At 60.3% G+C, this 19,146-nt stretch carries 15 protein-coding genes; 7 read left to right on the forward strand and 8 right to left on the reverse strand.

Translation table 11 applies throughout. The annotated features are described in order from the left end of the window. Nucleotides 1-377: 377 nt before the first annotated feature. Nucleotides 378-5,273, forward strand: coding sequence for an NAD-glutamate dehydrogenase (locus WHX55_RS13665; RefSeq protein WP_150756439.1), 4,896 nt, complete (start codon nt 378-380; stop codon nt 5,271-5,273). Nucleotides 5,274-5,460: 187 nt separating this feature from the next. On the opposite strand, the gene WHX55_RS13670 is transcribed toward WHX55_RS13665, so the two are convergent. From WHX55_RS13670 to WHX55_RS13685, 4 genes are all read right to left on the reverse strand, one after another. Next, entirely contained in the window at nt 5,461-6,171 is a 711-nt protein-coding gene (locus tag WHX55_RS13670) for an ATPase (protein WP_353742885.1), read from the reverse strand. Nucleotides 6,172-6,400: 229 nt separating this feature from the next. Further along, entirely contained in the window at nt 6,401-6,811 is a 411-nt protein-coding gene (locus tag WHX55_RS13675) for a cupin domain-containing protein (protein ID WP_150724046.1), read from the reverse strand. A gap of 161 nt (nt 6,812-6,972) precedes the next feature. Beyond that, entirely contained in the window at nt 6,973-7,266 is a 294-nt protein-coding gene (locus WHX55_RS13680; RefSeq protein ID WP_108215849.1) for an antibiotic biosynthesis monooxygenase family protein, read from the reverse strand. Between the two features lie 123 nt (nt 7,267-7,389). Then, a complete protein-coding gene (locus WHX55_RS13685) occupies nt 7,390-8,823 on the reverse strand; it encodes a PLP-dependent aminotransferase family protein (RefSeq protein WP_150724045.1) in 1,434 nt (477 codons plus the stop codon). Between the two features lie 205 nt (nt 8,824-9,028). Here WHX55_RS13685 and WHX55_RS13690 point away from each other — a divergent pair, with 205 nt between their 5' ends. The 3 genes from WHX55_RS13690 (at nt 9,029) to WHX55_RS13700 (ending at nt 11,152) form a co-directional block, all read left to right on the forward strand. Beyond that, a complete protein-coding gene (locus tag WHX55_RS13690) occupies nt 9,029-9,469 on the forward strand; it encodes a carboxymuconolactone decarboxylase family protein (protein ID WP_150724044.1) in 441 nt (146 codons plus the stop codon). Between the two features lie 73 nt (nt 9,470-9,542). Further along, nucleotides 9,543-10,523 (forward strand): LysR family transcriptional regulator, encoded by a 981-nt coding sequence (locus tag WHX55_RS13695; protein ID WP_353742886.1) that lies wholly within the window; start codon nt 9,543-9,545, stop codon nt 10,521-10,523. Between the two features lie 107 nt (nt 10,524-10,630). Further along, nucleotides 10,631-11,152: a GNAT family N-acetyltransferase gene (locus tag WHX55_RS13700; protein ID WP_353742887.1), complete on the forward strand. Its 522-nt coding sequence runs from the start codon at nt 10,631-10,633 to the stop codon at nt 11,150-11,152. A 1-nt stretch (nt 11,153) separates the two neighbouring features. On the opposite strand, the gene WHX55_RS13705 is transcribed toward WHX55_RS13700, so the two are convergent. Beyond that, a complete protein-coding gene (locus tag WHX55_RS13705) occupies nt 11,154-11,846 on the reverse strand; it encodes an aspartate/glutamate racemase family protein (RefSeq protein WP_150758151.1) in 693 nt (230 codons plus the stop codon). 150 nt (nt 11,847-11,996) lie between these two features. Here WHX55_RS13705 and WHX55_RS13710 point away from each other — a divergent pair, with 150 nt between their 5' ends. Beyond that, a complete protein-coding gene (locus tag WHX55_RS13710; RefSeq protein ID WP_150758150.1) occupies nt 11,997-12,491 on the forward strand; it encodes a hypothetical protein in 495 nt (164 codons plus the stop codon). A gap of 116 nt (nt 12,492-12,607) precedes the next feature. Here WHX55_RS13710 and WHX55_RS13715 read toward each other — a convergent pair whose 3' ends face one another. Together WHX55_RS13715 and ccoN are read right to left on the reverse strand one after the other, a co-directional pair. Beyond that, entirely contained in the window at nt 12,608-12,829 is a 222-nt protein-coding gene (locus tag WHX55_RS13715) for a cbb3-type cytochrome c oxidase subunit 3 (protein ID WP_150758149.1), read from the reverse strand. After that, entirely contained in the window at nt 12,829-14,256 is a 1,428-nt protein-coding gene (ccoN, locus tag WHX55_RS13720) for a cytochrome-c oxidase, cbb3-type subunit I (RefSeq protein ID WP_150758148.1), read from the reverse strand. Before ccoN ends, WHX55_RS13715 begins: the two co-directional genes overlap by 1 nt. A 239-nt stretch (nt 14,257-14,495) precedes the next feature. Between ccoN and WHX55_RS13725 the strand changes: the two genes are divergently transcribed. Together WHX55_RS13725 and WHX55_RS13730 are read left to right on the forward strand one after the other, a co-directional pair. Further along, nucleotides 14,496-16,169 carry a nitrite/sulfite reductase gene (locus WHX55_RS13725; RefSeq protein ID WP_353742888.1) on the forward strand — a complete coding sequence of 558 codons (1,674 nt, stop codon included), beginning with the start codon at nt 14,496-14,498 and terminating at the stop codon, nt 16,167-16,169. Then, entirely contained in the window at nt 16,166-16,645 is a 480-nt protein-coding gene (locus WHX55_RS13730) for a DUF934 domain-containing protein (protein ID WP_150724036.1), read from the forward strand. Before WHX55_RS13725 ends, WHX55_RS13730 begins: the two co-directional genes overlap by 4 nt. Nucleotides 16,646-16,780: 135 nt before the next feature. On the opposite strand, the gene WHX55_RS13735 is transcribed toward WHX55_RS13730, so the two are convergent. Continuing rightward, the gene (locus WHX55_RS13735) at nt 16,781-19,141 is read right to left on the reverse strand and encodes a tetratricopeptide repeat protein (RefSeq protein WP_353742889.1); all 2,361 of its coding nucleotides are present in this window, start codon (nt 19,139-19,141) and stop codon (nt 16,781-16,783) included. Nucleotides 19,142-19,146 lie beyond the last annotated feature (5 nt).

Consider the following 19,146-nt stretch of genomic DNA (forward strand, 5'->3'; position numbering starts at 1 on the left):
TGGTACGCATGTCCCGTAAAACCGGACGGAAAACCGTCATTTTCCTGTGCGGATGCTAGTGTTGTTCGATGCGCATGCCTTGAGCTGCGTACCGATGACCGAATATGTCGCAGCACCGCAAGCATGGGCCTTGCCGCACTGGTTAAGCTGCGCAACGGATGAGCACCCGTAAAGACATTGCGCTGCACCTGGCCCAGTCGTTTTTGCAGATGCCCATTCACGGAAGGTGAATGTGACCTGAGTGTCTCGTCCAGCTTCACCCACCTGTCACCCTGTTTCCTCTGCCCGAGAATCAGGAACAGGGTGACGGGTAGCCCCGAACAGGGGTTTTGCACGCGACGCTTCCATCAATAACAAGCCCAAGCGGAGTACCACAGATGGCGTTCTTCACCGCAGCCAGCAAAGCCGACTTCCAGCACCAACTGCAAGCGGCACTGGCGCAGCACATCAGTGAACAGGCACTGCCACAAGTGGCGCTGTTCGCTGAACAATTCTTCGGCATCATTTCTCTTGACGAGCTGACCCAGCGTCGGTTGTCCGACCTTGCTGGCTGCACCCTTTCTGCGTGGCGCATGCTTGAGCGCTTCGATCACGCGCAGCCGCAAGTGCGCGTCTACAACCCCGATTACGAACGCCACGGCTGGCAGTCGACCCACACCGCGGTCGAAGTGCTGCACCACGACCTGCCATTCCTGGTGGACTCGGTGCGTACCGAGCTGAACCGCCGCGGCTACAGCATCCATACCCTGCAAACCACCGTGCTGAGCGTGCGTCGTGGCAGCAAGGGCGAGTTGCTGGAAATCCTGCCTAAAGGCACCCAGGGCGACGACATTCAGCAAGAATCGCTGATGTACCTGGAAATCGACCGCTGCGCCAACACCGCCGAGCTCAATGTACTGAGCAAAGAGCTGGAGCAGGTGCTCGGTGAAGTCCGCGTGGCCGTCGGCGATTTCGAGCCGATGAAGGCCAAGGTCCAGGAAATCCTGACCATGCTGGACAACAGCCAGTTCGCCGTCGATGGCGACGAGAAGAACGAAATCAAGAGCTTCCTGGAATGGCTGGTGGGCAACCACTTCACCTTCCTCGGTTATGAGGAGTTCGTGGTCAGCGATGAAGCCGATGGCGGCCATATCGTCTACGACAAGGACTCCTTCCTCGGCCTGACCAAACTGCTGCGTGCCGGCCTGACCTACGATGACTTGCGCATCGAAGACTACGCCGTGAACTACCTGCGCGAACCGACCCTGCTGTCGTTCGCCAAGGCTTCGCACCCAAGCCGTGTCCACCGTCCGGCGTACCCGGATTTCGTGTCGATCCGTGAAGTTGACGCCAACGGCAAGGTCATCAAGGAATGCCGTTTCATGGGCCTGTACACCTCGTCGGTGTATGGCGAGAGCGTGCGGGTGATCCCGTACATCCGCCGCAAGGTCGAGGAAATCGAACACCGTTCCGGCTTCCAGGCCAAGGCTCACCTGGGCAAGGAACTGGCGCAGGTGCTCGAAGTGCTGCCGCGCGACGATCTGTTCCAGACCCCGGTGGACGAGCTGTTCAGCACCGTGATGTCGATCGTGCAGATCCAGGAACGCAACAAGATTCGCGTGTTCCTGCGCAAAGACCCGTACGGCCGTTTCTGCTACTGCCTGGCCTACGTGCCGCGTGACATCTACTCCACTGAAGTGCGCCAGAAGATCCAGCAAGTGCTGATGGATCGCCTGAAAGCGACCGATTGCGAGTTCTGGACCTTCTTCTCCGAGTCCGTGCTGGCTCGTGTGCAGCTGATCCTGCGCGTCGATCCGAAAAATCGCCTCGATATCGACCCGCTGCTGCTGGAAAAAGAAGTGGTGCAGGCCTGCCGCAGCTGGCAGGACGACTACGCCGCCCTGACCATTGAAAGCTTCGGTGAAGCCCACGGCACCAACGTGCTGGCCGACTTCCCTAAAGGCTTCCCGGCCGGTTACCGCGAGCGATTCGCAGCCCACTCGGCTGTGGTCGACATGCAGCACCTGCTGAGCCTCAACGAAAAAAATCCGCTGGTGATGAGCTTCTACCAGCCGTTGGGCCAGGTTTCCGGCCAGCGTATGCTGCACTGCAAGCTGTATCACGCCGATACCCCGCTGGCGCTGTCCGACGTCCTGCCGATCCTGGAAAACCTCGGCCTGCGCGTGCTGGGTGAGTTCCCGTATCGCCTGCGCCACAACAGTGGCCGCGAGTTCTGGATTCACGATTTCGCGTTCACCGCCGCCGAAGGCCTGGAACTCGACATCCAGCAGCTCAACGACACGCTGCAGGATGCATTCGTCCACATCGTGCGTGGCGATGCCGAGAACGACGCGTTCAACCGTCTGGTACTGACCGCCGGCCTGCCATGGCGCGACGTGGCGCTGCTGCGTGCCTACGCCCGCTACATGAAGCAGATTCGTCTGGGCTTCGACCTGGGTTACATCGCCAGCACCCTGAACAACCACACGGACATCGCTCGCGAGTTGACCCGGTTGTTCAAGACCCGTTTCTACCTGGCGCGCAAGCTGACCGGCGACGATCTGGACGACAAGCAGCAACGCCTGGAACATGCGATTCACAGCGCCCTGGACGACGTCCAGGTACTGAACGAAGACCGCATCCTGCGTCGCTACCTGGACCTGATCAAGGCCACCCTGCGCACCAACTTCTACCAGACCGATGCCAACGGCCATAACAAGTCGTACTTCAGCTTCAAGTTCAACCCGCACTTGATTCCCGAGCTGCCAAAGCCGGTACCGAAGTTCGAAATCTTCGTTTACTCGCCGCGCGTCGAAGGCGTGCATCTGCGCTTCGGCAACGTGGCTCGTGGTGGCCTGCGCTGGTCCGACCGTGAAGAAGACTTCCGTACCGAAGTCCTGGGCCTGGTAAAAGCCCAGCAAGTGAAGAACTCGGTGATCGTGCCGGTGGGTGCGAAGGGCGGCTTCCTGCCGCGTCGCCTGCCACTGGGCGGCAGCCGTGACGAGATCGCGGCCGAGGGCATCGCCTGCTACCGCATCTTCATTTCGGGCCTGCTGGACATCACCGACAACCTGAAAGACGGCGCCCTGGTGCCACCGGCCAACGTCGTGCGTCATGACCACGATGACCCGTACCTGGTAGTGGCGGCGGACAAGGGCACTGCGACCTTCTCCGACATCGCCAACGGCATCGCCATCGACTACGGCTTCTGGCTGGGTGACGCGTTTGCGTCCGGTGGTTCGGCCGGTTACGACCACAAGAAGATGGGCATCACCGCCAAGGGCGCGTGGGTCGGCGTACAACGCCACTTCCGCGAGCGCGGCATCAATGTCCAGGAAGACAACATCACTGTGGTGGGCGTCGGCGACATGGCCGGTGACGTGTTCGGTAACGGCTTGCTGATGTCCGACAAGCTGCAACTGGTCGCAGCGTTCAACCACCTGCACATCTTCATCGACCCGAACCCTGAACCAGCCAGCAGCTTCGCCGAGCGTCAGCGCCTGTTCGACCTGCCACGTTCGGCCTGGTCGGACTACGACACCAGCCTGATGTCCGAAGGTGGCGGCATCTTCTCCCGTAGCGCGAAGAGCATTGCGATTTCCCCGCAAATGCAGGAACGCTTCGACATCTCGGCCGACAAGCTGACCCCGACCGAACTGCTCAATGCCTTGCTCAAGGCACCGGTGGATCTGCTGTGGAACGGCGGTATCGGTACTTACGTCAAGGCCAGCAGCGAAACCCACGCCGATGTCGGCGACAAGGCCAACGATGCACTGCGCGTGAACGGCAACGAACTGCGCTGCAAAGTCGTGGGCGAGGGCGGTAACCTGGGCATGACCCAACTGGGTCGCGTCGAGTTCGGCCTCAATGGTGGCGGTTCCAACACCGACTTCATCGACAACGCCGGTGGTGTGGACTGCTCCGACCACGAAGTGAACATCAAGATCCTGCTGAACGAAGTGGTTCAGGCCGGCGACATGACCGACAAGCAACGTAACCAGTTGCTGGCGAGCATGACCGACGAAGTCGGTGGTCTGGTGCTGGGCAACAACTACAAGCAGACTCAGGCCCTGTCGCTGGCAGCCCGTCGCGCCTTGCCGCGGATTGCCGAATACAAGCGCCTGATGAACGACCTGGAAGGCCGTGGCAAGCTGGATCGCGCCATCGAGTTCCTGCCGGCCGAAGATGCAATCAACGAGCGCATTGCGGCAGGCCATGGCCTGACCCGTGCCGAGCTGTCGGTGCTGATCTCGTACAGCAAGATCGACCTCAAGGAGCAGCTGCTGGGTTCCCTGGTGCCGGACGACGACTACCTGACCCGTGACATGGAAACCGCTTTCCCGCCAACCCTGGTGAGCAAGTTCTCCGCGGCCATGCGTCGTCACCGTCTGAAGCGCGAAATCGTCAGCACCCAGATCGCCAACGATCTGGTCAACCACATGGGCATCACCTTCGTTCAACGACTCAAAGAGTCGACCGGCATGAGCCCGGCGAACGTGGCCGGCGCCTACGTGATCGTGCGCGACATTTTCCATCTCCCGCACTGGTTCCGTCAGATCGAAGCCCTGGACTACCAGGTCTCCGCCGACGTGCAACTGGAGCTGATGGACGAGCTGATGCGTCTGGGCCGTCGCGCTACGCGCTGGTTCCTGCGTGCCCGTCGCAACGAGCAGAACGCTGCCCGTGACGTCGCTCACTTCGGTCCGCACCTGAAAGAGTTGGGTCTCAAACTCGACGAGCTGCTCAGTGGCGAGATCCGCGAAACCTGGCAGACCCGTTATCAGGCGTACGTCGAAGCCGGTGTGCCGGAGTTGCTGGCGCGCATGGTGGCTGGTACTTCGCACCTGTACACCCTGCTGCCGATCATCGAGGCTTCCGACGTGACTGGCCAGGATCCGGCCGAAGTGGCCAAGGCCTACTTCGCCGTAGGCAGTGCGCTGGACATCACCTGGTACATACAACAGATCAGCGCTCTGCCGGTTGAAAACAACTGGCAGGCCCTGGCCCGTGAAGCGTTCCGGGATGATGTGGACTGGCAGCAACGTGCGATCACCATCTCGGTCCTGCAACAGGGCGACGGCACCCAGGACGTGGAAACACGGCTTTCCCTGTGGATGGCGCAGCACGAGAGCATGATCGAGCGCTGGCGCGTCATGCTGGTGGAAATCCGTGCCGCCAGCGGCACCGACTACGCCATGTACGCAGTGGCCAACCGCGAACTGCTGGACCTGGCACTGAGCGGTCAAGCGGTAGTGCCTGCCGCTGTCGCCGCCGAGCTGGAACCGGCTGCCTGATCAGGCGCTGAATGAAAAAGCCCCGCATCGAAAGATGCGGGGTTTTTTTTCGCCTGGGAATCTTGTGGTGTTTGTACCGGCGCCATCGCGAGCAAGCTCGCTCCCACAGTAATCGGGGTGTACATGAGTGGTGTGTAAGACACCAATTACTGTGGGAGCGGGCTTGCTCGCGAAGAGGGCTGTGAAATCAATACAACTTCTGGCCTGGTTCATTACCAAGCATCGACACATTACTTGTCGGGCTGGTCAGTAAACTACTGAGCGACTGGTCAAACTTTTGCAGCGCCCTGACTTGTACATTCTGTTGCTCATTAATGTCCGCAACTATCTCTTCACTGCGTTTGTAGTCGGCCCAAACCGGACTGAGTGCTTTGGCGTCATACCCTTTTGCAGTGCCAATGTAATTGAAGTTTTTATCATAAAAGTCTGCACTGACATGAGACTCGATGTCTGAACTGCGCGACGTCATGAGTTGACTGCGGGTGTCGACGATCGCCACGACATCCGGTCTCGCGGCCCTGAGGCTTTGCATGTCCGGGTACACCGTGACCGAGCCAAACCGACGCTGCAAGGAGGTCTTGATGCCTTCTATGGCGAAGTCAGGATTGGATGTGGCTACATAGGCGTCATGGATCGGCTGCACCAGCAAGCTCTGCCCGAAGCCGGTGCCGGCGTTGGCCTGATAGTCCCGAAGGTATGCACGATTGGTCTGGGTATTGCGGCTGTAGACAACGCCCAGCGAGACATCGCTGCCATTGGGGATATGCGCGGCACCGCTGCGGCCAACCGGTTCAGTGAAGATGCCGTCCAGGGCAGAGACAGCTGTCGGTGCGGTGGGAACGGAGCAACCGGCTAATAGGGCAGTTATCGTTAATGTACTGGCGAGCGCAAGTTTCATGGTGTTTCTCCAGTGAAACAACTTCAGTCGAAAGTTAAAGTTGCCGGTGTTGTGCCGGCGGTAACTCAAGACTAAACCCAGGTTGATTTATTTAAATAGCCAATATCCACACTTGTCAGGCGACCAATAGTTTTGTTTGGTTTAAACGTCATCGGTTAATTGCGTGAGGAAATAAAAAGGCCCGAATCCGCGATTCGAGCCTTTTTATTTATAGCTGTACGTTCAGCCATCAGTGTTCCAGTGGGATCAACACTTTCTCGTCCGTGGCCAAAACCATGAATGCCAGCAACCTGGCCGGCTGGGTTGCGCTGGCGTTTTTCGACACCATGTGTTCCGAACCCGCCGGCTCATACCAGAACTCACCAGCCTTGTAGGTTTTCGCTGGCTGGCCCTTCACCTGGGAGGTGATTTCTCCGGAAATGACATAGGCCATGGTGGTGCCATCGTGTTTGTGAGCGATGGACGACTGGCCGGGTTGATAATCGACTTCGATCATCAGCGCTTTTTTACCAGGCACGTTTTTCAGCATTTCGTCCTGCAAAACGGTGACCTTTTCCGAAGGGTCATGGGCAAAGGCCGATGCGCAAAATATCAGGGCCAGGGCGGCAAGGGGGGCAGCACAGAAGCGCGACATGTTCATGGTTCTTTACCTGCGGTGGGTTAGTTGTCGAAAACAACAGTAGTCCGCAAGCAGTAGAGGTTAAACAGCCAATATTCTGGAAGGCGAGGGGACCAATTGCAGAAGGGCCAACGGAGAAAAAATGATGGTGAGGGAGCAAGCTCCCTCACCACAGGAAATGGTTAAACGATCGGAAAACTGTTGAAGTCCACGGCATTGGCCAGCTGGCTATCGATCAGGCTGATAAAACCCTGGACCTGCGGACAGTTGAAATGCGATCGCATGGCCGCTTCCGATTGCCAGTGGGCGCTGACGGTCCAGCGATTGGTGTCCTCGGGGCAGCGGTCGACCATATAGGATTCGCAACCGGGAAGTTCACGCAGGGTTTCGACAATCTTCTGCAGTTGCTTGCCCAGTTCATCCGAGCGGCCGGCGGCGGCCTGCACCTGTACGGTATTGATCACTTCATGGGACATTGCTCACACTCCTGAATCAGGCCGGACGAATCCTGCTCACTGAGGGATAACGCCTATGCAGGATAGGCCCGGCCCCCGGGACCGCCAATAGCCAATCACCGGATAAAGTCGCAGGCCAATCCGTCAGGCCACCTGCTGCAGGATGTCGCGCAAACGGTCCAGGGCGATGTCGATGTCGAGGGTTTCAATGGCGCCAAAACCGAAGAAAAGCCCGGCCCTGGGCGTTTCCTGATAAAAAAAGCTGTCTATGGCATAGAGCCCGACTTCGACTTTTTTCGCCAGTTCGATCACCAATGCAATATCCATCGGCGCTTTGCACATCACCACCATGTGGAAACCGGCGGTGGACGGCACCGCCTCCAGCCAGGGCGAAAGATCGCCGGCCATGCGCGTCAGGATCCGCTCGCGGCGCCCGGCATAGATCGTATGGCAGCGCCGGATGTGCTTGAGCAGGCAGCCTTCGGCGATGAATTTGGCCAGTGCCCATTGCGGCAGGGTCGAGGTGTGCAGGTCGGTGAGCTGTTTGGCGCGCACCACGGCCTCGAGGATCGCCGGCGGCAGGATCGCATAGCCGAGCCGCAGTTCCGGCAACAGGGTTTTGGAGAACGTCCCGACGTACGCGACGATCCCCCGTTCATCCATGCTCTGCAGGGAATCGGTGGGGCGGCCTTCATAGCGGAATTCGCTGTCGTAGTCGTCCTCGATGATGATCGCGCCCAACTCATAGGCCTTGGCCAGCAGTGCTTCCCGGCGCGCCTGGCTCATCGGCATGCCCAGCGGGAACTGGTGCGACGGGGTGACGTAGATCAGGCGCGTGCCGCGAGGAATCCGGTCCACCACAATGCCTTCGGCGTCCACCGGCACGCCTATCACCGTGGCGCCATGGGTGCCGAACAGCAGACGCGCTGGCGGGTAGCCGGGGTCCTCCATGGCGACCAGGCTGCCCGGACTGATCAGCACCCGGGCGATCAGGTCCAGCGCCTGTTGCGCGCCGTTGCACACCACCACATCCTCATCCTGGCAATTGACCCCGCGGGAGAACGCGATGTGCTGCGCAATGGCGTTGCGCAAGGCGGGCAAGCCCTCGGGCAGGCTGTAGAGACCCTTGGAACCGGCCATCTGGCGCAGCGCATGAGAGGTGCAGCGCCGCCAGTCATCCTGGGGGAACTGGCCCTTGCTGGTGGCGCCACCAATGAAGTCGTAGCGCAGCGAGCCTTCCAGGGTCGGATGACGCAGAAACACCGGCAGGTTGCGCCAGGACTCGATCACCTCGAAGCCGCCAAGCTCGGTGTGGCTCTGTTTGCGCTGCACCTTCGACGCGCGCGCGTTGACGTAAGTGCCTTTGCCGACCACCCCGGTGAGGAAGTTTTCGTAGGTCAGCTGGGCGTAGGTATCGGAAATGGTCTTGCGCGAAATACCCAATTGTTCGGCCAGCAAACGGCTGGGCGGCAGTTGCGTCCCGGCGGTCAGGCGCCCGGACTCGATGGCGCTGCGCAGTTGGTTGTACAGCTGGCCGGCCAGGTCCTTGCGGCCGTTGATGACAACATGTAGTTCCATACCGGCGAGGCTCCGGGGCTGTTGAGGCGCGTGTGCGTCGCGCAAGATTACCCTTATCCGCTTGTGGTACAGAAGTTGTGCAGTGGAAAAACCGTCCATTGGTCTGGTGGCGGTGGTCCCCGGGGAATTCGCCTGATTGGATCTGTCATGCCTGCGCGCCAGCGACTACCGTGAAGATCACCTCACGCCTGCACGAGATCGCTCCATGAACCCCCGTCTGGATTACTACAGCGCGTCCCCCAAGGCGATGAAAGCCATGATCGCCATGGAGGCCCTGACCAGCAGCCTGAGCATCGAGCAGGGCCTGCTGCACCTGATCAAGATTCGCGCATCGCAGCTCAATGGCTGTGCCTTTTGCACCGACATGCACTCGGTGGATGCACGGCGCCTGGGCGAAAGCGACCGGCGCTTGTATTCCATTGTGGTCTGGCGCGACAGCAACTTTTTCAATCCGCGGGAAAGAGCCGCGCTGGCCTGGACCGAGGCGGTCACCTTGATCTCCGAAAGCCACGTGCCGGACGATGTCTACGCGCAAACCCGGGAGCAGTTCAGTGAAAGCGAAATGGTCGACCTGACCATCGCCGTCACCACCATCAACAGCTGGAATCGCCTGGCGGTGAGCTTTCGGCAGACACCCAGCGCCTGAATCATTGTCACAGCAGGTTCATGAACGTTCTGCAGGATGCAACTGTCAGTGTCAGGTCGACAGGGAGTCTTCGATGTCAGTCATGGAAATCTGCGCCCAACAGGGTGCTGCCGAGTATCGTGTAGCCATCGATAAAAACGCGCCCTGGCGCCAGTTGGCGGCGACAATCGACCCCGAACTGGCGCTGTATTTCACCGTCAGCGCCCGTTGCGGTTGTTTCATGCAGGCCGCCCGCAGTCTCAACATCAAGGCCACCCGCCTGCGCAGGCAACTGGTGCTGCTGGAAGCGCAGCTCCAGTGTTCACTGTTCAACCCTTCCGACAATGGCTTCAGCCTCAGCCGCGATGGCTTGCGCTTGCATGCACAATTGATCGCCCTGGCCCATGAGCGCAATTTGCCAGTGATCGAGCAGCCGTTGATTCGCCTGGCCGTGGCGGATTCGATCCTGCATGACATTCTCGGACGTGACCTGGTTGCACTGCTGCGGCGCAACGCCAGCGTGCGCCTGGACATCATCACGCTCGACAGCGAATTGGCCTTGCAGTCGGTCAGCGCCGACGTGGTGGTGTGGCTGGGTGAAACCGGGTCGCCGTTACCGGGGCCAAGCTTTGCCACCACCGAAGCCCGGCGTCTGGTGCAACTGGAATACCTGCCGCACATTGCCAAGCGCTATTCGCGGGTCGCTTCCAGGCCGGAAAGCCTGGATGAGTTAGCCGATTTTCTCCTGGTGCAATGGCGACAGGACTGTCAGGTTGAAAGCTTCCGGCCTTGGAATGCACTGGTGGATCAACGCCTGGCGGGGGCGGTGCAACTGCAATCCTACGGGCTGATGCTGGAGATGATCCGTTGCAGTGCCTGCATCGGCCTGTTGCCGCACTACATGAGCCACTTCGACCGCGGGCTGATTGCCTTGCCGGGCTTGTTTGACCAGCCGATGCGGCGTCAGGTGTGGATGGCGGTCAACGCCCATTCCGGGGACGACGCGCAGGTGCGGATGATCGTCGAGTTGATTGAAAACACCTTCGCAGAGCGTCGCGAATGGTTCGAAAACTGAATGCGATCAAAATGTGGGACCAAGCCCGCTCCCACATTGGTTCTCGCCACACCCGCAGGTAGCGTTATAGAGTGAACGGCCATGCCTGCTTCAAGGATGATTCACCCATGCCAACCACCGAACCCGTCATCACCCTCGAACGCTTCAACGAATCCCATATCGAAGGCATTGCGGCGCTGTACAACGATCCGGCAATCGCCCGTCAAACCCTGCAAATGCCGTTTCAGTCCACCGAACTCTGGCGCAGTCGCCTGGCGCTGGATAACGAACGCTTGGTGAAAGTGGTGGCCCTGCATCAAGGTACGGTCGTCGGCAACATTGGCCTGGAGCAGTTCTCACGCATTCGTCGCAGCCATGCCGGCAGTTTCGGCATGGGCGTTGCGGTGGCGTGGCAGGGCAAGGGCGTAGGGTCGAAGTTGCTCGAAACGGCATTGGATATTGCCGATAACTGGATGAATCTGCAGCGCATCGAGCTTTCGGTATATGCCGACAACGAAGCGGCCATTGCCCTGTACCGCAAGTACGGCTTCGAAACCGAGGGTCTGTTCCGTGATTACGCCGTGCGCGACGGCGTGCTGGTGGACACCTTGAGCATGGCGCGCCTGCGTCGCACGCCCAAGGCCGGTTGAGTCAGTCGCCCAGGGCGAACGCCACCGCAGCTTGCGCATGCAGCTCGGTGGTGTCGAGCAAGGGCAGGGCGCTGTGTTCGGGTTTGATCAGCAAGCCAATCTCTGTGCAGCCGAGGATGATCGCTTGGGCGCCGCGCTGCTCCAGCGAAGCGATGACCTGCTGATACATCCGGCGCGAGGTTTCGCTGATGACGCCGACGCACAACTCGTCGTAGATGATCCGGTGCACGGCCTGGCGCTCCCCGGCCTCCGGCACCAGCACGGTCAAGCCCCGGGCGGCGAGGCGTTCCTTGAGGAAGTCCTGTTCCATGGTGAACGCGGTGCCCAGCAGTCCCACCTTCAATGCACCGGCCTCGACCGCAGCCTGAGCGGCCGGATCGGCGATGTGCAGGAAGGGAATGTCGATGGCCGCCTGAATCTGCCCGGCGACCTTGTGCATGGTGTTGGTGCACAACACCACGCAATCGGCGCCGCCCGCCTGCAAGCGCTGCGCGGCATCCACCAGGATCAGCGCCGCATCGTCCCAGCGACCGGCGTGCTGGGCCTGTTCGACTGGACCGAAGTCGACGCTGTACATGAGCAATTTCGCCGAACGCAACGGTCCGAGGCGCTCGCGTACCTGCTGGTTGATCAGGCGGTAATACTCGGCGCTGGACTCCCAGCTCATGCCGCCGATCAGGCCGATGGTGCGCATATCGTGCTCCGTTTGTCAGGTGAAGTGCGCACCTACAGTGCCCGCGATTACGCGACGGTGCAAACTGTCGTCAGGTTTTAGTCGTACGCAGCGTTCGGGCATCTGCCATGCTCCAGGTCCGCAACACCGGTCTATTCAGGGAACACCGCTATGGACGATGTACAGCAACTGGGCGAAATGCTTCGCCACTATGCCGAAAGCGAAGCGCACAAAAAGCAAGTGTTCGAGTCGCAATCGGCCGAGTGGGCGAAGCGCATTGGTGCGCTGTTCGATCAGATCCAGCAGTGGCTGGAACCGGTCAAGGCACCTAACCTGCTCGAAGTGAACCGCGAAGTGTATGTCGCGTCGGGGCCGAGTGTTCCGGTGGAGACCTCTCCATTCAAGACCGAAAAGCTGAGCATCCTGATCGCTGGCAAACCGGTGGAATTCGTGCCGGAGGTGATGGGTGTCGGCGGGCAGATTTCCGTGGCGGTGATGGGCTTTACAGCAGCACGTTATGGCAGCGTGTCACTGGTGTGCCTGCCGCCATCCACTAGCTGGCAGTGGCGCAAGACCAATGGCTTGAAAGACCCGGACACTTTTGAGTTCGATGCAAACTTCCTGGCGCAACAACTGCAAAGCCTGATTCCCCGGGAGCGTACCTGAGACAAATAACCCTGTAGGAGTGAGCCTGCTCGCGATGGCGTTTCAGCATTCAACATGTATGTTGCTGACAGTCTGCCATCGCGAGCAGGCTCACTCCTACTGTGGTCGGCGGTGCCTCAGATTTCGAGGTTGCCCCACCCCGGTTTCGGCACTTCAGGCACCACTGCATTCACTGTCTTGCCCGTCGCCAATTCCACCCGCCGCGCCACTTCCGGGTCATCCGCAAACGGGATCAGGCTCGCATCGTCCAGGCTCTCGGCGGTCTGGTGGCGCAGACAATACTCGATGGCGAACCACAAAAATGCCACACCCAGAATGTTCAATATGACTTCAATCATCAGGCTAACCGCGCCTCGCGTTCGGCCATCGCCACGTCCGTTACCCGCACCGTGCGCCACACGTTGTAGGCCATCAGCAGCATGCCGCTGAGGAAGAACACCCCGCCGGCAAAGCGCACGACGAATCCCGGATGGCTGGCCTGCAAGGCTTCGACGAAGGAGTAGGTCAGCGTGCCGTCATCGTTGATCGCGCGCCACATCAGGCCCTGGGTGATGCCGTTGACCCACATCGAGGCGATGTACAGCACGGTGCCGATGGTCGCCAGCCAAAAGTGCAGGTTGATCAGCGGCGTGCTGTGCATCTGATCGCGTCCGAATACCTTTGGCACCATGTGATAGGTCGCACCGAAGGTAATCATCGCCACCCAGCCCAGCGCCCCGGCGTGCACGTGGCCGATGGTCCAGTCGGTATAGTGGGAGAGGGCGTTGACGGTCTTGATCGCCATCATCGGCCCTTCGAAGGTCGACATGCCGTAGAAGGCCAGGGACAGCACCAGGAAACGCAGGATCGGGTCGGTGCGCAACTTATGCCAGGCACCGGACAGGGTCATCATACCGTTGATCATCCCGCCCCAACTCGGCGCCAGCAGGATCAGCGACATGGCCATGCCCAGCGACTGCGCCCAGTCCGGCAGCGCGGTGTAGTGCAAGTGGTGCGGGCCGGCCCAGATGTACAAGGTGATCAGCGCCCAGAAGTGCACAATTGACAGGCGATAGGAATACACCGGCCGGCCCACCTGTTTCGGCACGAAGTAATACATCATTCCCAGGAAACCGGTGGTCAGGAAAAAACCCACGGCGTTGTGCCCGTACCACCATTGCACCATGGCGTCGGTGGCCCCGGAATACACCGGATAGGACTTGAACCAGTCGACTGGAATCGACAGGTGATTGACCACGTGCAGCATGGCGATGACCACGATGAATGCACCGAAGAACCAGTTGCCGACGTAGATGTGTCTGGTCTTGCGTTGCACTACGGTGGTGAAGAACACCACGGCGTAAGCAATCCAGACCACGGTCATCCACACCGCGCCGGTGAATTCGATTTCGGCGTATTCCTTGGTGGTGGTGTAGCCCAGTGGCAGGGTGATCAGCATCACCACAATCACCGACTGCCAGCCCCAGAACGTGAAGGCGGCGAGTGTGTCCGAGAACAGCCGCACCTGGCAGGTACGCTGCACCGCATAATAGCTGGCGGCGAATTGCGCGCTGCCGGCGAAACCGAAAATCACCAGGCTGGTGTGCAGCGGGCGCAAGCGGCCGAAGGTGGTCCACGGCAGGTCCAGGTTCATCTGCGGCCACACCAGTTGCGAGGCGATCCACACGCCCATCGCCATCCCCACGACGCCCCAGATCACGGTCGCCACGATGAATTGGCGGACGACCTTGTAGTTATAGGCCTGTCCGATAGTTGTTGTGCTCATGATCGATGCTTCCACGGTTGCAATGACGTGCACTGTAAAAACCGTGGCGAAAACAAAACAGGCTCAGGAATATTTCATTTGTGCGGATCAGATAAATTGCGCTGCTGCGGCGATCTTGCGCGCTCTGATACGGTTTTTAACGATTCAGGTGAATCTGTAACGTGCTGCACCGCTGGCGCATAGTCGCTCTTATGAACGAGCCACAGAGCCCGATGCCCCGCAATCCTGATGAGGTAGCTATGTATCAATACGATGATTACGATCGGGCACTGGTGTTCGAACGGGTTGCGCAGTTTCGCGATCAGGTCGAGCGCTTCATGGCCGGTGAGCTGAACGAAGAAGAGTTCCTGCCGTTGCGCCTGCAGAACGGCCTGTACATGCAAAAGCACGCCTACATGCTGCGGGTGGCGATTCCCTACGGCACGCTGAGTGCCCGGCAGATGCGTACGTTGGCGAGCATCGCCCGGGATTACGATCGCGGCTACGGCCATTTCACCACCCGGCAGAACATGCAGTTCAACTGGATCGAACTGGCTCAGGTGCCGGACATTCTCGAACGCCTGGCCGGGGTGGAAATGCATGCGATCCAGACCTCCGGCAACTGCGTGCGCAACATCACCACCGAAGCCTTTGCCGGGGTTGCGGCCGACGAAATGATTGACCCGCGACCGTTGGCGGAAATTCTGCGGCAGTGGTCGACCATCAACCCGGAATTCCTGTTTCTGCCGCGCAAGTTCAAGATCGCCATCTGCTCGGCCGAGCAAGACCGCGCGGCGATCATGATGCATGACATCGGCCTTTATCTTTACCCAGGTTGCGAAGGACACATGCTCCTGCGCGTCATGGTGGGCGGCGGCCTGGGGCGCACGCCGATCCTCGGCTTGCAGATCCGCGAAGGCTTGCCGTGGCAGCACCTGCTGTCTTACGTAGAGGCGGTGCTGCGGGTGTATAACCGCCATGGCCGGCGGGACAACAAGTACAAGGCGCGAATCAAGATACTGGTCAAAGCCTTGGGCATCGAGGCCTTCGCCCGGGAAGTGGAGGAAGAGTGGCAGTACCTCAAGGACGGCCCGGCGCAACTGACCCTTGACGAGTTCGAGCGTGTGGCCAGTGCGTTCGTCGCACCGCCATATCGTGATCTGTCCGACACCCATCTCGATTTCGGCACGCACCTGGCCGAAAACCCGGCGTTCGCTCGTTGGGTGCAGCGTAACGTGCAGCCGCACAAAGTATCGGGCTATGCCAGCGTGGTGTTGTCGACCAAGCCCGGCGGCGCTGCGCCACCGGGCGATGTCACTACCGGACAGATGGAGGCGGTGGCCGAGTGGTCCGAACGCTTCGGCTTCGGTGAAAACCGCATTGCCCATGAGCAGAATATCGTCCTTCCTGACGTGTCCAAGGCCGATCTGTTCACCCTGTGGCGCCTGGCCTGCGGACACAATCTGGGCAGCGCCAACGCCGGATTGCTCACCGACATCATCGCCTGCCCCGGTGGCGACTTCTGCGCGCTGGCCAACGCCAAGTCGATCCCCATCGCCAAGGCTATTGCCGCACGCTTCGAAGACCTCGACTACCTGCACGACCTGGGCGACATCAGCCTCAATATCTCCGGCTGCATGAATGCCTGCGGTCACCATCACATCGGCAACATCGGCATTCTGGGAGTCGATAAGAACGGCGCCGAGTGGTACCAGATCACCCTCGGCGGTGCCCAGGGCAAGCACAGCGCGTTGGGCAAGGTCATTGGCCCGTCCTTCAGCGCCGCCGAAGTGCCCGAGGTGATCGAGCGCATCATCGACACCTTCGTGCGCTATCGCGAGAGCGAAGAACTGTTCGTCGACGCCTTCCAGCGGATCGGGCTAGAGCCGTTCAAGGAGGCGGTCTATGCGAAAGTGCTGGAGGTGTCGGCATGAACAATCTGCTGCGGCTGGAAGAGGGCATGGCGCGGATTGTCGCGGATGATCCGTGGAAGCTCGTGCGCGACCCGCAAGCACCGCTGCCCGTGGGTGCCGCGATTCTGCCGCTGCGCCGTTGGCTGGAAAACCCGTCGCAAAGCGGCGTGTGGCTGGGGCCGGACGATGAAGTGGAAAGCCTTCAGCCATGGTTTGCCCAACTGCCCTTGATCGCCCTGGATTTTCCGAGCTTTCGCGATGGCCGCGGGTACAGCCAGGCGTATCTGCTGCGCACCCGATTAGGCTGGGCCGGCGAGTTGCGCGCCATCGGCGATGTCTTGCGCGATCAACTCAGCCACATGCGCCAATGCGGTTTCGACAGCTTTGCCGTGCGTGAAGACAAATCCGCAGAAGATGCATTGAAGGGATTGGCGGGGATGAGCGTGTTGTACGGGCGTTCGGTGATTGAGCCGCGGCCGTTGTTCAGGCGCCGCTGAATTCGGTCCCTGTAGGAGCGAGCTTGCTCCGGGCGGCGCTCCGACGATGGACGTCAACGAAAACGCGATTTTTTTGGATAAACGCGTCGCCTGTAACGCTATCGCGAGCAAGCTCGCTCCTACAAGAATCTCCCGTCACTTCAACGCCGGATCCCCCATGTTCATTTTCTTCCAGCCCTGCAACAGCACTTGGGCCTTGGGTTCCTGGCCGTTGTCCAGGTAGTACTGGATCAACGACAAGCGGGCATTGCGGTTGGCCGGTTGTTCTTTCAGCAGCCGCTCCAGCTCTGCGCACGCCTGGTCAATCTTGCCGCTGTCATGCAGGGCCACCGCCAGCACATAACCGAACTGTCCGCTCTGTGGCTCCAGTTGCGCGGCCTTGCGCAGGTACGGCATGGCTTGGGCGGCCTGGCCCGCACGAATCAGCGCCAGGCCCTGGGTGTGTTGCAGCAGACCTGAGTCGGGGTGGTCCTTGAGGCTTTGCGCCAGCAGGGCATGGGCTTCCTGACGGCGACCGTTGGCCTCCAGCCATTGCACCAGGGTGACCAGTGCCGGGTAGAAGTCCGGATCGCGCTGCAGGGCGGTACGCAGCAAAGCTTCGACTTCTGCGCTGCGGCCATCGGCCTGATAGAGCATGGCCAGGTTCAGGTTGGCCTCGGCACGCTCGGCCAGGCTCTTTTGTACCGCCTCGTATTCGGCGATGGCGGCATTCCAGCTGTCCTGAGCGTTGCCCAAGCCACTGCGTGCCACGCTGAGCAGGTCCCGGGCGACGGCAATGCGCACGGCCCGCACCGGGTCGCTCAGCAACGGCGTCAGTAATGGCGCACGCTCCGCTGGCGGCAGGAAGGCGCTGACCGCTCGCACCGCGCTCTCGCGGACTTGCGGCGCCGGGTTGCCCAGGTCCTTGGTGGCCAGTTTTAACGCCTGTTCGCTCGGGTACGCCGGCAGTTCCGCCAGCAGCGTCGCCCGCTGAATCGCCGGCAGGTTGCTGCGTTGCAATTGCTCGAACAATGCCTGCGCGGCGCCGGCCTGACCGTTGCGAATCAGCCACAGGCTTTCGTCGTAGCGCGGGGCTTGTACCGTGCTGGCGTTGGCGGTGTTCCACAGCTTGAACTGCTCGGTGACCTTGTCGCCGGCCTTGCCTTGGTGGCAGGTCAGGCAGGCGTCAGGCGTCCCCAGTTTTTTCGCCCGCTCGGGGTTGGGGATGCTGAAACTGTGGTCATGCCGAAAGTCGTTGCCCATGTAGAACTTGCCGGGCATGTGGCAATCCACGCACTGCGAACCCGGCTGGCCCATGGTGTGGCGAGTGTGTTCGACGGAATCGTAGTTTTTCGCTTGCAGGCCCTTGCCGTCGACGCCTTCCACAGTGGTTTTGCCGGCGGTGTTGTGACATTGCAGGCACACGCCATTGCCTTGCGCTTTCAACTGCGTGCTGTGGGGGTTGTGGCAGTTGCTGCAACGCACGCCCTTGTCGAACATTTTGCTCTGGGCAAAGGAGCCGTGTTCGAACACTTCGTCCTTGATCTTGCCGTCCAGCGCGTACAGCTCGCGGGTCAGGACGCTCGGCAGGTAGTCATCCATCAGCCGCTTGCCGACCGTGTAACCATCGTCCAGGGGCGCACGGCGGGAGTGGCAGCGGGCGCAGGTTTCGATTTCGACAGTGGCGTTCTTGTCCTTGAGATCGACGGCAAACCCGGCATGGGTCAGGTCGGTTTTCTTCGAGGTCCATTCCAGGTGATTGGACGCCGGGCCATGGCAGGCCTGACAGCCGACGCCGAGGCTGTTCCAGTGACTGTCGAAGGTGTTTTTCACCGCATCGAAATTGCGCTTGTAGCCGGTGGTGTGGCACTCGACGCACATGAAATTGGCGTTCTGGCTCGGCTTGCTCCAGTGCAGCGGGTTCTTGAAGGTCACGCCCTGGCCCGGATAGAGGTGAAACCAGCGGTGCTTCTCGGTATCCCAGGCCACGGCGAGGGCCTGGAGCCGGCCTTCGCCGACTTCGATCAGGTATTGCTGCAAAGGGGCGATGCCAAAGGTGTAGGCCACCTTGAAATCGGCATTCTTGCCATCGATACCCGGCGTGTTGACCCAGAATTCGTCGCCTTTGCGCGAGAACACCGTGGTCTCCTTTTCGGCCTTGAAGGTGACGTTGTTGAAGTCGCCGAGCATGGCATCAGCGTTGGCTTGCTGCATCGCCAGTTGGTGATGGGAGCCTTGCCAGTCCTTGACCTGTTCGCCGTGGCAGCCCTGGCATTGTTGCTCATCGACCATTTTCGCAGGCGCGACAGCGACCGGTTGCGGTTTGGCCGGTTCGACTACGGGGGCGCTGACAGGGACTGGCTTGGGCGTCGTCGGTGTACTGCTCAGCAAAAACCAGCCGATGCCTGCCACGGCCAAGAGCAGGATGCCGATGGTGACGGGGAACAGATAACGGTTGATCAGGGTCGGTTGCGAATCAGGGTTTGGGGTTGCGGCTTTATTTTTATGGTTCGGCATTGCGA

Source organism: Pseudomonas fluorescens (genome assembly GCF_040448305.1).
Taxonomy (GTDB): Bacteria; Pseudomonadota; Gammaproteobacteria; order Pseudomonadales; family Pseudomonadaceae; genus Aquipseudomonas; species Aquipseudomonas fluorescens_BH.